Annotated in this window: 14 protein-coding genes, 1 other RNA gene and 1 pseudogene (1 of these 16 cut by a window edge); 12 read left to right on the forward strand and 4 right to left on the reverse strand. The window is 60.0% G+C overall.

Features of this window, described 5'->3' with window-relative positions:
- The 3 genes and pseudogenes from HCU66_RS18150 to HCU66_RS18160 form a co-directional block, all read left to right on the forward strand.
- Window positions 1-279: pseudogene (locus HCU66_RS18150) on the forward strand (cytochrome c1); it begins 559 nt to the left of the window's first position.
- A gap of 150 nt (window positions 280-429) precedes the next feature.
- Window positions 430-1,047, forward strand: a complete 618-nt coding sequence (locus HCU66_RS18155; protein WP_007939828.1) for a glutathione S-transferase N-terminal domain-containing protein — start codon at window positions 430-432, stop codon at window positions 1,045-1,047.
- A gap of 16 nt (window positions 1,048-1,063) precedes the next feature.
- The gene (locus tag HCU66_RS18160; RefSeq protein WP_205889781.1) at window positions 1,064-1,477 is read left to right on the forward strand and encodes a ClpXP protease specificity-enhancing factor; all 414 of its coding nucleotides are present in this window, start codon (window positions 1,064-1,066) and stop codon (window positions 1,475-1,477) included.
- A gap of 99 nt (window positions 1,478-1,576) precedes the next feature.
- On the opposite strand, the gene HCU66_RS18165 is transcribed toward HCU66_RS18160, so the two are convergent.
- The 4 genes from HCU66_RS18165 to HCU66_RS18180 all read right to left on the reverse strand — a co-directional run bounded on the left by HCU66_RS18165 (window position 1,577) and on the right by HCU66_RS18180 (window position 5,023).
- A complete protein-coding gene (locus HCU66_RS18165) occupies window positions 1,577-2,155 on the reverse strand; it encodes a BON domain-containing protein (protein ID WP_019582358.1) in 579 nt (192 codons plus the stop codon).
- The gene (locus HCU66_RS18170) at window positions 2,152-2,745 is read right to left on the reverse strand and encodes a phosphoheptose isomerase (RefSeq protein ID WP_166221264.1); all 594 of its coding nucleotides are present in this window, start codon (window positions 2,743-2,745) and stop codon (window positions 2,152-2,154) included. The genes HCU66_RS18165 and HCU66_RS18170 overlap by 4 nt, the downstream gene beginning before the upstream one ends.
- A gap of 104 nt (window positions 2,746-2,849) precedes the next feature.
- Window positions 2,850-3,212, reverse strand: a complete 363-nt coding sequence (locus HCU66_RS18175) for a YraN family protein (RefSeq protein WP_007904371.1) — start codon at window positions 3,210-3,212, stop codon at window positions 2,850-2,852.
- A complete protein-coding gene (locus HCU66_RS18180) occupies window positions 3,212-5,023 on the reverse strand; it encodes a penicillin-binding protein activator (protein WP_205889782.1) in 1,812 nt (603 codons plus the stop codon). The genes HCU66_RS18175 and HCU66_RS18180 overlap by 1 nt, the downstream gene beginning before the upstream one ends.
- Window positions 5,024-5,200: 177 nt before the next feature.
- Between HCU66_RS18180 and rsmI the strand changes: the two genes are divergently transcribed.
- The 9 genes from rsmI (at window position 5,201) to mraY (ending at window position 14,222) form a co-directional block, all read left to right on the forward strand.
- Window positions 5,201-6,106, forward strand: coding sequence for a 16S rRNA (cytidine(1402)-2'-O)-methyltransferase (gene rsmI / locus HCU66_RS18185; protein WP_205889796.1), 906 nt, complete (start codon window positions 5,201-5,203; stop codon window positions 6,104-6,106).
- A 74-nt stretch (window positions 6,107-6,180) separates the two neighbouring features.
- Window positions 6,181-6,534, forward strand: an RNA gene (gene rnpB, locus HCU66_RS18190) — RNase P RNA component class A.
- A 354-nt stretch (window positions 6,535-6,888) separates the two neighbouring features.
- On the forward strand, window positions 6,889-7,344 hold the full coding sequence (gene mraZ / locus HCU66_RS18195; RefSeq protein ID WP_003205355.1) for a division/cell wall cluster transcriptional repressor MraZ: 456 nt from the start codon (window positions 6,889-6,891) through the stop codon (window positions 7,342-7,344).
- Entirely contained in the window at window positions 7,341-8,288 is a 948-nt protein-coding gene (gene rsmH / locus HCU66_RS18200) for a 16S rRNA (cytosine(1402)-N(4))-methyltransferase RsmH (RefSeq protein WP_420908060.1), read from the forward strand. Before mraZ ends, rsmH begins: the two co-directional genes overlap by 4 nt.
- Complete coding sequence (gene ftsL, locus HCU66_RS18205; RefSeq protein ID WP_030129814.1) at window positions 8,285-8,578, forward strand: cell division protein FtsL; 294 nt, start codon at window positions 8,285-8,287, stop codon at window positions 8,576-8,578. The genes rsmH and ftsL overlap by 4 nt, the downstream gene beginning before the upstream one ends.
- Complete coding sequence (locus HCU66_RS18210) at window positions 8,578-10,317, forward strand: peptidoglycan D,D-transpeptidase FtsI family protein (protein WP_205889798.1); 1,740 nt, start codon at window positions 8,578-8,580, stop codon at window positions 10,315-10,317. Before ftsL ends, HCU66_RS18210 begins: the two co-directional genes overlap by 1 nt.
- Complete coding sequence (locus tag HCU66_RS18215) at window positions 10,317-11,780, forward strand: UDP-N-acetylmuramoyl-L-alanyl-D-glutamate--2,6-diaminopimelate ligase (protein ID WP_205889783.1); 1,464 nt, start codon at window positions 10,317-10,319, stop codon at window positions 11,778-11,780. Before HCU66_RS18210 ends, HCU66_RS18215 begins: the two co-directional genes overlap by 1 nt.
- Window positions 11,773-13,140: a UDP-N-acetylmuramoyl-tripeptide--D-alanyl-D-alanine ligase gene (locus HCU66_RS18220; protein ID WP_205889784.1), complete on the forward strand. Its 1,368-nt coding sequence runs from the start codon at window positions 11,773-11,775 to the stop codon at window positions 13,138-13,140. Before HCU66_RS18215 ends, HCU66_RS18220 begins: the two co-directional genes overlap by 8 nt.
- Window positions 13,140-14,222 carry a phospho-N-acetylmuramoyl-pentapeptide-transferase gene (gene mraY / locus HCU66_RS18225; RefSeq protein ID WP_205889785.1) on the forward strand — a complete coding sequence of 361 codons (1,083 nt, stop codon included), beginning with the start codon at window positions 13,140-13,142 and terminating at the stop codon, window positions 14,220-14,222. The genes HCU66_RS18220 and mraY overlap by 1 nt, the downstream gene beginning before the upstream one ends.
- Window positions 14,223-14,225: the final 3 nt, after the last annotated feature.

Genomic DNA, 14,225 nt, shown 5'->3' on the forward strand with positions numbered 1-14,225 from the left:
CAAATCGTCGAAGGCGGCAAGAAGCAATACGATCCGTTGACTGGCACCGCTTTGACCCATGAAGCCTGCGATCAGCTGACTGTACTGCCGAAAACCGGTACGCTGACCGAAGAGCAGTTCGACGAGAAGGTCAAGAACCTGGTGACCTTCCTGGCCTACTCGGCCAACCCGGTGAAGCTGGAGCATCAGCGCATCGGTACCTATGTGTTGCTGTACCTGGCGTTCTTCTTCGTATTCGCTTACTTGCTCAAGCGTGAATACTGGAAAGACGTCCATTGATAAAGCGGTAAGCCATTGCTGTTAATCGCGCGCGCCCAGGGGCGTCTCTGAAGGTGTAACGAGTCTGGTGATCCAGGCGTTACGGGAGGCATCCTCTGGGCGCGCGCGTTTTTCCGTTTCCGATAATTTCAACAAGCGAGGAGGACCGCCATGGGCGTGACCAATCGGTTGGCCTGTTACTCCGACCCCGCCGACCACTATTCCCACCGAGTGCGCATCGTACTTGCAGAGAAGGGTGTCAGCGCCGAGATCATTTACGTGGAGGCTGGTCGCCAGCCGCCTAAACTGATTGAAGTGAACCCTTACGGAAGTCTGCCCACCCTGGTCGATCGTGACCTGGCGTTGTGGGAGTCGACCGTGGTGATGGAGTATCTGGATGAGCGTTACCCGCACCCGCCGTTACTGCCGGTTTATCCTGTGGCGCGTGCCAACAGTCGTCTGCTGATTCATCGCATTCAGCGCGACTGGTGTGGCCTGGTGGATCTGATTCTGGATTCGCGGACCAAGGAAGCAGCCCGTGTCGTGGCCCGTAAAGAGCTGCGTGAAAGCCTGACAGGCGTGTCGCCGTTGTTCGCCGACAAGCCGTTTTTCCTCAGTGAGGAACAAAGTCTGGTGGATTGCTGCCTATTACCAATACTCTGGCGATTGCCGATTCTGGGTATAGAACTGCCGCGGCCTGCCAAGCCGTTGCTTGATTACATGGAGCGCCAGTTTGCGCGTGAGGCTTTCCAGGCGAGTCTGTCTGGTGTCGAACGCGATATGCGCTAAGGCTTAAGGAGCCGCTATGAACTCCAGTCGACCTTATCTGGTCCGCGCGCTCTACGAGTGGATTGTGGACAACGATTGCACCCCGCACATGCTGGTCAATTCCGAGTATCCGTCGGTGCAGGTGCCCCAGGGGTTTGCCAATGATGGACAGATTGTCCTGAACGTATCCCCGGCTGCCGTGCGTCATTTGCACATGGACAACGAGGCCGTCAGTTTCGAAGGGCGCTTCGGTGGTGTGCCGCATACCCTGTACGTGCCTGTCGCGTCTATCCTGGGTATTTATGCTCGGGAGAATGGTCAGGGCATGGTGTTCGATATGGAATCGCCTCTGGACGACGAGGAAGATATCGAGCCGGATGATGATATTCCGCCACCCGACAGCGAGCCGCCGCGTCCCAGCGGTCGACCGAGTTTGAAGGTGGTGAAGTAATAAAAAAGGCGATCCGAATGGATCGCCTTTTTTATTACTGTAGGAGCCAGGCTTGCCGGCGAAGGCGATCTTCAGGACGCCATCGCCGGTAAGCAGGTATCAGTCGATGTACTCAAACAACTTCACAATCTTCTGTACGCCGGAAACGCCTTGTACCAGATTGGTCGCCTGAGCCGCTTCCTGCTTGGTCAGCAGGCCGAGCAGATAAACGATGCCGTTTTCGGTCACGACCTTGATGCGCGAGCCCGGGATGGAGGGATCGGTGAGCATCTGGGTCTTGATCTTGGTGGTCAGCCAGGTGTCGTTCTGGCGCGCCAGCAGCGAGGAGGGCTGCAGTACTTGCAGCTCGTTATGCACCTTCTTTACCCGCTGAACGGAGGCGGCAACCTGTTCGGCCTTGGCCTTGAGGTCGGCGCGAGGGGTTTGCCCGGCCAGCAGCACCACGCCGTTGAAGCTGGTGACGACGATGTGCGAGTTGTTGTCCAGGTCCGGATCGGCCTTGGCGATGTTTACACCGGCCTTGGTTTCGATCAGGGAGTCGTCGATCTTGCTGCCGAAGGTGCGGGTGCCGCGGTCATCGTCGATCGGTGCTTCACGGCTGGCGTTAACCACCGAGGTGCAGCCGCTGATGCCGAGGCACAAGGTCAAGGCCAGAAGGCCCAGGCGATTAGGGGTCATTCTTCACTCCCGAACAGTTGGCTGTCGATCAAATCGCAAAGGCAATGGATCGCCAGCAGGTGGACTTCCTGAATACGTGCAGTGACGTTGGCCGGTACGCGAATCTCGACGTCCTCGGGCAATAGCAGTGACGCCATGCCGCCGCCATCACGACCCGTCAATGCTACGACAATCATTTCGCGATCATGTGCGGCCTGGATCGCTTGAATGATGTTTGCCGAGTTGCCGCTGGTGGAAATGGCCAGCAATACATCGCCCGGTTGACCGAGGGCTCGGATCTGTTTGGAGAAGATTTCGTTGTAGCTGTAATCGTTGGCGATCGAGGTGATTGTTGAGCTGTCGGTGGTCAGCGCGATGGCCGGCAGGCTCGGGCGCTCGCGCTCGAAACGGTTGAGCAGCTCGGACGAGAAGTGCTGCGCGTCACCGGCGGAGCCGCCGTTGCCGCAGGACAGCATTTTGCCCTCGTTGAGCAGGGCGTTGACCATGATCTGGCTGGCTTGCTCGATGTGCGGTGCAAGTACGTCCATCGCCTGTTGCTTGGTGTCGATACTGGCCTGAAAAAGCTGGCGAATTCGCGATTGCATGTCCATCTGTGTGACCTTAATTAGCGCGGCTACTCGGCACATGAATGTGCAGCCCGCAAAGCAAAGAGCAAAAGTGTTGAGTGAAGGTGTCCGGTTCGAGGCGCAAGCGATCAGCTGTCGAAGGCATTCTGCAACCAGTTCAACTGATCAAGGTTGCTGTCGATGGCAACCACGTCGAAGCGGCAGGGGGAATTGGCCCAACGCGACTCGCGCTGAAGAAAATACTGCGCGGCGAAAATCAGTTTCTGCCGTTTGCGCCCATCGATGCTATCGAGCGCGCCACCCCATTGGGTATTTTTTCTGTAGCGGACTTCGACGAATACTACTGTATCGCCATCAAGCATGACCAGATCAAGCTCGCCGCGTTTACACAACCAGTTCTGCGCCAGCAGGCGCAGACCCTGTTGCTGAAGATGCTCGAGCGCATGGCGCTCGGCATCCTTACCGCTTTGCTGGCGTGACCTGTCGGGCATCAGCGCGAGGTGTCCGGCAGACGTTGAACCTGACCGCTGACGAATTCTGCCCATGGCAGCCGACGCTCGACCCGTTGAGCTTGAGTCATGCCCAGGCTACCCGACTGGCCTTCGATGCGGCTGTCCGGCAAGGCCTTGAGTTGTCCCAGGCGTGGTGCCAGGCGATAGGCGTCAACGCCCATCGCATACAGACGGCCCAGGCTGCCGCCGGCTTGTGGCCATTGTGCAGTGACCTGTTTGCGCAGCGGGTCGTTGGCATCCAGCAGCCATGGGGTTTCGCAGAATCGAATACCGTTCATGTCGTTGTACTGGTTCTGGTCGCCATTGGCGCTGAATACGTGGGAGGTGGCATAAACCGGTACGTCACCGGCGTACTGGAAGTTCAGGGTCGGTTTGATCTGTTGCGCCTGTTGCGGCGTTGCGGCCAGGAAGATGAATTCGATGTCCTGACGACGCGAAGGCTGGGCGGCTACCTGCGAGCCAACCGTGCTTTGCAGGCTCTTGGCCCGGCTTTCGCTCTGGCGCAGCTGGAACATGTCGGCAATTTGCTGGGCCAGTTGCACCGGTTGGTCGACGCGTTCGGTAGCGACGATACTGCCGCCGTTGGCTTGCCAATCCTGGCTGAACGCCCTGAGCACGCGATCGCCCCATTCGCCTTTCGGCACCATGATGGCGGCGCGGTGCAGGCCATCGGCACGCGCACGACGAGACACTTCACGGGCTTCGTCTTCAGCGGCCAGGCCGAACTGGAACAGTTGGGCCGGACCTTGTTCGCCTTCGCTGTAGTTCAGCGCCAGGGTAGTGATTGGCAGTTGCGGACGGGTGCTGAGCTGTTTGACCAACGGTTTTTCCAGCGGGCCGACCACCAGTTGTACGCCATCGGCCTGGGCCTTGCGATAGAACTCGTCCAGGGAGGTCAGGCGTGAGCTGTCATAGAACTCGATGGCTGGCGGCTTCTGCCCGGCTTGTTGTGCCTGGTAGTGCGCAGCCATGAAGCCGTCGCGCAATGCTTTGCCAACCGAAGCCAGTGGGCCGTCTTGCGGCAGCAGCAGGGCAATCTTGCTCAGGGGCTGGCTGGCCAGTTCCTTGAGTTTGGTCAGTGGCAATGGCAGCTGGATGGCGGCCGGGTGCTTTGGATTCTGTGCGCGCCAGCTGTCGATCGCGGCTTGCTGCTGTTCCAGGGTGCCGGCGGTTTTCACTGCCAGCGCCAGTCTTATCCAGCCGCCGAGGTCGTCGTCAGTGGTCGGCTGCAATTGATCGGTTGGCAGCGAAGCGATCAGGGTCCAGATCGCTTCATGGTTTTTGCTCGCGGCTTCATCGCTCAGCATGGGGGCGATGAAGATGCGCTCCCGTGCAGCGGCCAGAGTCTGGCCGTCTGCCTCAAGGGCGCGGGCATGAACGGTGCCGGTGCGAACCTGTTGCTCGACCGGCAGTTCGCCCAGGCGTTGCAGGCTCGGATGGCTCAGGGCCGTCAGCGCCGCTTTGGGTTGATTGCGTACCATGGCCAATTCAGCCGCCAGGGTGCTGGCGAAGACTTGTTGGCCAGGCTTGAGTTGTTCCATCGGTACTTGTTGCAAGATTTGCGCGGACTGGCCGGCATTGCCCTGACGATAAGCCAGGTCGGCCGCGCTCAAGCGCAGCAAGGCGGCCTTGTCCGGCGTTTTGCTTTGAGCGGCCTGTTCGAGCAGTTGCTCGATACTGGCATCCGGGGTCCGTGGAAGTTCGCCAAGGCTGGAGGAGGGCGAGCTGGCGCAAGCCGCCAGCAAGGCAGCGAGGCAGAGGGCAGAGAACAGCCGCAGGCAAGCGATCATGTAAGTGTTCCTGATACTCGATCAAATAAGCGTGGAATTGTACCCAAGCGCTGGCCGGGGCGCGATGTTACTGGCGTGAATCGATCAATTTAGCTCGTGCAAATGTTGCAGTACTGCACAAAAGGCTGGAAAACCGAGGGTTGCTTGCAGGTATCGCGAATGTCGCTACGCGCTACAATGGCGGCTTTTACCGATCATGAGGTGTGCGCTTTGACTGCTCCAGGTGCTTTGAATTCCGCTGCTGGCTCGCTTTATGTGGTGGCGACGCCCATCGGCAACCTGGACGACATCAGTGCGCGTGCGCTGAAGATCCTGCGTGAGGTTTCGTTGATTGCTGCCGAAGACACTCGCCACTCCCAGCGATTGATGCAGCATTTCGGCATCCCCACGCCGCTGGCCGCTTGTCATGAGCACAACGAGCGGGAGGAAGGTAACCGCTTTATCACGCGCCTGCTGGCGGGCGACGATGTGGCGTTGATCTCCGACGCCGGGACGCCGCTGATCTCCGATCCGGGTTATCACCTGGTGCGTCAGGCTCGTGCCGCGGGGATCAATGTGGTGCCGGTTCCGGGTGCCTGTGCATTGATCGCGGCACTCTCGGCGGCGGGGCTGCCGTCCGACCGTTTCATCTTCGAAGGGTTTCTGCCGGCCAAGGCGGTCGGCCGACGCGCTCGTCTGGAACTGATAAAAGAAGAACCGCGCACGCTGATTTTTTACGAGGCTCCGCACCGCATCCTCGAATGCCTGCAAGACATGGAGCTGGTATTTGGCGCCGAGCGTCCGGCGTTGCTGGCGCGCGAACTGACCAAAACCTTCGAAACCCTTAAAGGCTTGCCGCTGGCCGAGTTGCGTGAGTTCGTCGAATCGGACAGCAATCAGCAGCGCGGTGAGTGTGTGGTGCTGGTCGCAGGCTGGTCTGCCCCCGAGACCGAGGACGCTGTCAGCAGCGAAGCCATGCGTATTCTCAATTTGCTGCTCGAAGAGATGCCGCTCAAGCGTGCGGCGGCGTTGGCGGCGCAAATTACCGGTGAGCGCAAGAATGTGCTCTATCAGGTTGCGCTGGATAAGCACAAGGGCGAGTAAAACCGACGCACAGCGCCGGCCAGAGGCTTTTAGCGCTTGTTCTTCGGCCGCTCTGACGTTAACCTTCGCGGCGGAGAGTCGATCGGACAGTCGCTGCCCTCTATGAGAATTAGGGGGGGGAGGAAAGTCCGGGCTCCATAGGGCGAAGTGCCAGGTAATGCCTGGGAGGCGTGAGCCTACGGAAAGTGCCACAGAAAATAACCGCCTAAGCGCTTCGGCGCCGGTAAGGGTGAAAAGGTGCGGTAAGAGCGCACCGCACGTCTGGCAACAGTTCGTGGCTAGGTAAACCCCACTTGGAGCAAGACCAAATAGGGTCCCAAGGCGTGGCCCGCGCTGGGACCGGGTAGGTTGCTAAAGATGTCCAGTGATGGCCATCGTAGACGAATGACTGTTCAAGACAGAACCCGGCTTACAGATCGACTCTCCACCTTTTTTTCTTCTCTGCTTCAAACATTGGCAACGATATGCGTAATGGCAATTTCCCTCCCTGCTGAATCAATAGCAGAAGCGCTTTTGTAATACCGAAAAAATCTTACTCTTAACAAACTACTTTAACTTCTGAACGCAGCCTTCTGTGCTGATTCAAGTTATTGAACCAATTCACCCGTCAGATTCTCGTTCCCCCTCCTTTTACGCTCCTAAATCTCCGTTCTGTAAGGCTTTTCCTTCGATCCGCGCCTTGACGGTGTGGTGGGCGCATTCCTATAGTGTGCGCAAGTGGCGGAAAGTGGCATGAAGTGGGTTTTTTGAGCGCAAAACGCTAAATTTGGAGAAACGCTGACGTGTTTCGCGGAGCTAACGCTATCAGTCTCGATGCAAAGGGCCGTCTCGCCATGCCGAGCCGGTACCGTGACGAGCTCGTTTCGCGTAGTTCCGGTCAATTAATCGTCACCATTGATGCCGTTGATCCGTGTTTATGTGTTTATCCCCTCGATGAGTGGGAAATTATTGAAACCAAACTGCGCGCACTGCCTTCGCTTCGCGAAGAGAACCGCCGCCTGCAACGTTTACTGATCGGTAATGCCGTCGACCTCGAACTCGATGGCAGCGGTCGTTTTCTGGTTCCGCCGCGTCTTCGCGAATATGCCAAGTTGGATAAGCGCGCAATGTTGGTAGGCCAACTGAACAAGTTCCAATTGTGGGACGAGGATGCCTGGAATGCGGTTTCTGCCGCTGACCTGGCTGCCATTCAACAACCGGGCGCCATGCCTGATGAACTGCGTGATTTGATCCTGTGACTATTGATAGCGGCTTTAACCACATCACCGTACTGCTTGACGAAGCCGTCGAGGCTCTCGCCGTACGTCCTGATGGCTGCTATCTGGATGGCACGTTCGGACGCGGCGGGCACAGTCGGTTGATCCTCAGCAAGCTCGGGCCCGATGGCCGGTTGCTCGGATTCGACAAAGATCCTCAAGCGATTGCCACCGGGCAAACGCTAGCGGCCGAAGACGGCCGCTTTGTCGTTGTACAGCGCAGCTTTGCCGAGCTCGGTTCGGAAGTCGCCGAGCGCGGTCTGGCCGGCAAGGTCAGTGGCGTTCTGCTCGATCTGGGCGTGTCTTCGCCGCAGCTCGACGACCCTGAGCGCGGTTTCAGTTTCCTCAACGACGGCCCGTTGGACATGCGCATGGACCCGTCCCGCGGGATCAGTGCCGCCGAATTCGTCAACACCGCGCCGGTGGAAGAAATCGCCCGGGTGTTCAAGGAATACGGCGAAGAGCGTTTCTCCGGCCGCATGGCGCGTGCCGTGGCCGAACGTCGCGACATCAAGCCCTTCGAGCGTACCGCCGATCTGGCTGAAGTTCTGAAAGTTGCCAACCCAGCCTGGGAAAAGGGCAAGAACCCGGCCACCCGTGCATTCCAGGGCCTGCGTATTCACGTCAACAACGAACTGGGCGATCTGGAAGCCGGTCTCGAAGCCGCGCTGGAGTGCCTGGAAATCGGCGGTCGTCTGGTGGTGATCAGCTTCCACTCGCTGGAAGACCGCATCGTCAAACTGTTCATGCGCAAACTGGTGAAAGGCGAAGCCGACAACCTGCCGCGCAACCTGCCGGTTCGGCATGTCGCCTTCGAACCGAAAATCAAAGTCCATGGCAAAGCGCAGACGGCTTCCGACGCCGAGCTCAAGGCCAACCCACGTTCCCGTAGCGCCGTCATGCGTGTCGCGGAGAAGCTGCGGTGAGCAAGCTCTTCGCCAAGCCACTTCCCGGCGGAAGCTTTTTCATGCTGCTGCTGTTTGTCGGCGTGCTCGTGTCGGCCATCGGCGTGTCCTATAGCGCGCACTGGAACCGTCAGCTGTTGAACTCGCTGTACAACGAGTTGAGCGTGCGCGACAAGGCGCAAGCGGAGTGGGGCCGGCTGATTCTCGAGCAGAGCACCTGGACCGCCCACAGCCGTATCGAAGTGTTGGCGACCGAGCAACTGAAGATGCGCATTCCCGGCGCCGCTGAAGTGCAGATGGTGGCGCCATGATGAAACTCGAAGGTGCGCTCTTCCCATGGCGGTTCCGTCTGGTACTGGGCTTGCTCGGCATCATGGTGGCGGCGATTGCCTGGCGCATCATCGACCTGCAAGTGGTTGACCGTGACTTCCTTAAAGGTCAGGGCGACGCGCGCAGTGTTCGGCATATCCCGATTCCGGCTCACCGTGGTCTGATCACCGACCGTAACGGCGAGCCATTGGCCGTGAGCACCCCGGTCACCACCCTGTGGGCCAACGCCAAGGAAATGCAAACGGCCAAAGAGAAATGGCCGGCACTGGCGGCTGCCCTGGGGCAGGATCCCAAAGCCCTGGCTGAACGTCTCGAAGCCCAGGCCAACAAAGAATTCATTTACCTGGTGCGCGGGCTGACCCCCGAGCAGGGCCAGGCTGTGCTCGATCTGAAAGTGCCAGGGGTTTATGGCATCGAAGAGTTCCGGCGTTTTTACCCGGCCGGTGAAGTCACCGCCCACATGGTCGGCTTTACCGACATCGACGATCACGGACGTGAAGGTGTCGAGCTGGCCTACGATGAATGGCTGGCCGGGGTCCCCGGCAAGCGACAGGTGATCAAGGACCGGCGCGGCCGGCTGATCAAAGATGTCCAGGTCACCAAAAACGCCAAGGCCGGCAAGCCCTTGGCGTTGTCCATTGACCTGCGTCTGCAATATCTGGCCAACCGCGAGCTGCGCAACGCGATCATCGAGAACGGCGCCAAGGCCGGCAGCCTGGTGATCATGGACGTGAAGACCGGCGAGATCCTGGCCATGGTCAACCAGCCGACCTACAACCCGAACAACCGTCGCAACCTGCAGCCGGCGATGATGCGCAACCGCGCGATGATCGACGTGTTCGAGCCGGGTTCGACCATGAAAGCGATCTCCATGAGCGCCGCGATCGAAACCGGGCGCTGGAAACCGAGCGACACTGTCGAGGTGTACCCGGGCAGCTTGCAGATTGGTAAATACACCATCAAGGACGTCTCCAAGACCGAAGGTCCGGTGCTCGACCTGACCGGTATTCTGATCAATTCCAGTAACGTCGGCATGAGTAAGGTCGCGTTCGACATCGGCGGCGAAACGATTTTCCGTCTGGCGCAGAAAGTCGGCCTCGGCCAGGACACCGGCCTGGGCTTCCCGGGCGAGCGTGTCGGCAATCTGCCGAACTACCGCGAATGGCGCAAGGCCGAAACCGCGACGCTGTCCTACGGCTACGGTATTTCCGTGACCGCGATCCAGTTGGTCCACGCCTTCTCGGCCCTGGCCAACAATGGTCGTCTCGCGCCGTTGACCCTGATCAAAACCGACAAGGCGCCGCAAACCACTCAGGTGCTGCCGGAAGCCGTCGCGAAAACCATGCAAACCATGCTGCAACAAGTGATCGAAGCCCCGCGCGGTGTGTTCCGTGCACAGGTGCCGGCGTATCACGTGGGCGGCAAGTCGGGTACTGCGCGTAAAACGTCGGTCGGAACCAAAGGCTATGCCGAGAACTCCTACCGCTCGCTGTTTGCCGGTTTCGGCCCGATGAGCGATCCGCGTTACGCGATCGTGGTGGTGATCGACGAGCCGACCAAGGCCGGTTATTTCGGTGGCCTGGTATCGGCGCCGGTGTTCAGCAAAGTGATGTCCGGGACTCTGCGCCTGATGAACATCACCCCGGACAACCTGCCAGCCACTCAACAAGCGAACGCCGCACCGGTCGTTCCGCTGAAAGCTAATGGAGGGCGCGGCTGATGTCGCTGAGCCTGAAAAAGATTTTCGCCCACGCCGGCCGTGATCTATTGATCCGGGAACTGGCGCTGGACAGCCGCAACGTACGGGCAGGTGATTTGTTCCTTGCGATCCCTGGTGGCAAGTTCGACGGCCGTGCGCACATCGCCGACGCCTTGCAGCGTGGCGCTGCCGCCGTGGCTTATGAAGTCGAAGGCGCGACCGTGCTACCGATTACCGACGTACCGTTGATTCCGGTCAAAGGCCTGGCAGCGCAGCTGTCGGACATCGCCGGGCGCTTTTATGGCGACCCGAGCCGTCACTTGAACCTGATCGGCGTGACCGGCACCAACGGTAAGACCAGTGTGACCCAATTGGTCGCGCAGGCCCTCGATTTGCTCGGTCAACACTGCGGCATCGTCGGCACCCTGGGCTCCGGTTTCTACGGCGCGCTGGAGAGCGGCCTGCACACCACGCCGAACCCGATTGCGATGCAAGCAACCCTCGCTGACCTGAAAAAGGCTGGCGCCAAAGCCGTGGCCATGGAAGTCTCTTCCCACGGCCTGGATCAGGGACGCGTGAGCGCGTTGGCCTTCGATGTGGCGGTGATGACCAACCTGTCGCGCGATCACCTGGATTACCACGGCACCATGCAGGCCTATGGCGAAACCAAGGCCAGATTGTTTGCCTGGAATGATCTGAAGTGCCGGGTCGTCAACCTTGACGACGATTTTGGTCGGCAACTGGCGGCTGATGAGGGCGAGTCGCGACTGATCACCTACAGCCTGGAAGATTCCAGCGCTTACCTGTATTGCCGCCAGGCACAGTTCAATGACGAGGGCGTACGCGCCACGCTGGTCACGCCACAGGGCGAGCACCATTTGCGCAGCACCTTGCTTGGCCGTTTCAACCTGAGCAACGTGTTGGCCGCGGTCGGCGCCTTGCTCGGGCTGGACTACGCGCTGGACGAAATCCTCAACGTGCTGCCGAAACTCGAAGGCCCGGCCGGTCGCATGCAGCGTCTGGGCGGCGGTACTCAGCCGTTGGTGGTGGTTGATTACGCCCACACGCCGGACGCGCTGGAAAAAGTCTTGATGGCCCTGCGTCCTCACGCCAAAGGCCGGTTGCTGTGCCTGTTCGGTTGCGGCGGTGATCGCGATCGCGGCAAGCGTCCGCTGATGGCTGAAGTGGTCGAGCGTCTGGCCGATGGCGTACTGGTCACCGACGACAACCCGCGCACCGAAGACCCCTCCGTGATTTTCGACGACATCCGCGCCGGTTTCACTGCTGTGGATAAAGTCACCTTCGTCGCCGGCCGTGGCCAGGCGATTGCCCAATTGATCGCCAGCGCTTCGGCGGATGATGTGATTGTCCTGGCCGGTAAAGGTCACGAGGACTATCAGGAAATCAACGGCGAGCGCCACGCTTTCTCCGATCTGGTCGAGGCCGATCACGCCCTCACCGCATGGGAGGTGGCCCATGCTTAAGGCCTTGAAGCTGAGCGAACTGACCGGCGCGCTGAATGCCCGTCTGATCGCCACCGATGCCAGCTTCGACGGCGTCAGCATCGACAGCCGCGCGATCAAGCCCGGTCAACTGTTTATAGCCCTGGCCGGCCCGCGTTTCGATGGTCATGACTATCTCAATGACGTCGCCGCCAAAGGCGCCGTGGGGGCTCTGGTCGAACGCGAAGTTACCGACAGCACGCTGCCGCAGCTGCTGGTCAAGGACACTCGCCAGGCCCTCGGCCAATTGGGCGCGATCAACCGTGCGGCGTTCACTCAGCCGGTCGCGGCCATCACCGGTTCCAGCGGCAAGACCACGGTCAAGGAAATGCTGGCGAGCATCCTGCGCACGCGCGGTCCGGTACTGGCGACCCGTGGCAACCTGAACAATGACCTCGGTGCTCCGCTGACCCTGCTCGAGCTGGCACCGGAGCATGCCGCTGCGGTGATCGAACTCGGCGCTTCGCGCATCGGCGAAATCGCTTACACCGTCGCCATGACCAAGCCCCATGTGGCCATCATCAACAACGCCGGGACCGCCCACGTCGGCGAGTTCGGCGGGCCGGAAAAAATCGTTGAAGCCAAGGGCGAGATTCTCGAAGGGCTGGATGCCGATGGCATCGCCGTGCTGAATCTCGACGACAAGGCTTTCGACATCTGGAAGACCCGTGCCGCCGGTCGCAAAGTGCTGACCTTCGCCCTGAGTAACGTCGGCGCCGACTTCTACGCCAGCAACCTGGACCGCGATGCCCGCGGTTGCCCGGCGTTCAACCTGCACAGCCCCGAAGGTGTGGAACGGGTTCAGCTGAACCTGCTCGGCACCCATAACGTCGCCAATGCCATGGCCGCCGCCGCTGCCGCCCATGCGTTGGGCGTGTCGCTGTCCGGTATCGCCACCGGCCTTGGCGCGGTGCAACCGGTCAAGGGCCGTACCGTCGCGCAACTGGCGCCTAACGGCATGCGCGTGATCGACGACACGTACAACGCGAACCCCACCTCTATGTGCGCCGCCGTTGATATACTCGCCGGCTTTTCCGGGCGCACCGTTCTGGTGCTCGGGGATATCGGCGAGTTAGGCGCGTGGGCAGAGCAGGGGCACCGCGATGTGGGCGAATACGCCCGCGGCAAGGTATCCGCGCTTTACGCTGTCGGGCCAATGATGGCTCACGCCGTGAATGCGTTCGGCGAGCAGGCCTTTCACTTCAGCACACAGGCTGAACTGATCAAGGCCCTGGAAGCCGAGCAGGACACAAACACCACCTTTTTGATCAAGGGCTCGCGCAGCGCGGCGATGGAAAACATCGTTGCCGCTTTGTGCGGGACCAGTCTGGAGAAACATTAATGCTGCTGCTGCTAGCGGAGTATCTGCAACAGTTCTACAAAGGCTTCGCGGTCTTTCAGTACCTGACCCTGCGCGGGATCCTCGGTGTGCTGACCGCGCTGGTCTTGTCGCTGTGCTATGGCCCGTGGATGATCCGCACATTGCAGAACCGTCAGATCGGGCAATCCGTTCGCAACGACGGCCCGCAATCGCACCTGTCCAAGTCGGGCACCCCGACCATGGGCGGCGCGCTGATTCTGTCCTCCATTGGCGTCAGCACCTTGCTCTGGGCCGACCTGGCCAACCGTTACGTTTGGGTCGTGTTGTTGGTGACCCTGCTGTTCGGCGCCATCGGCTGGGTTGACGACTACCGCAAAGTCATCGAGAAGAACTCCCGCGGACTTCCGAGCCGCTGGAAGTATTTCTGGCAGTCGGTGTTCGGTCTGGGCGCGGCGATCTTCCTTTATATGACCGCCGCGACGCCGGTGGAAACCACCCTGATCCTGCCGATGCTCAAGGACTACAGCATTGCGCTGGGCGCAGGCTTCATCGTCCTGACCTATTTCGTGATTGTCGGTTCGAGCAACGCGGTCAACCTGACCGACGGCCTCGACGGTCTGGCGATCATGCCGACCGTGATGGTCGGCGGTGGATTGGGGATCTTCTGCTACCTGTCGGGTAACGTGAAGTTCGCCGAGTACTTGCTGATTCCATACGTACCGGGCGCGGGTGAGTTGATCGTGTTCTGCGGTGCCTTGATCGGTGCGGGCCTGGGTTTCCTCTGGTTCAACACCTATCCGGCACAGGTGTTTATGGGTGACGTCGGCGCGCTGGCGCTAGGCGCGGCCCTGGGCACCATCGCGGTGATCGTCCGTCAGGAAATCGTCCTGTTCATCATGGGCGGTGTGTTCGTGATGGAGACCCTGTCAGTCGTCATTCAGGTTGCCTCCTTTAAGCTGACCGGTCGCCGTGTGTTCCGCATGGCACCGATTCACCACCACTTTGAACTCAAGGGCTGGCCCGAGCCGCGCGTGATCGTCCGTTTCTGGATCATCACCGTGATTCTCGTGTTGATCGGCCTTGCCACCCTGAAGCTGAGGTAGAAC

This window comes from Pseudomonas frederiksbergensis (genome assembly GCF_017114915.1).
GTDB lineage: Bacteria > Pseudomonadota > Gammaproteobacteria > Pseudomonadales > Pseudomonadaceae > Aquipseudomonas > Aquipseudomonas frederiksbergensis_I.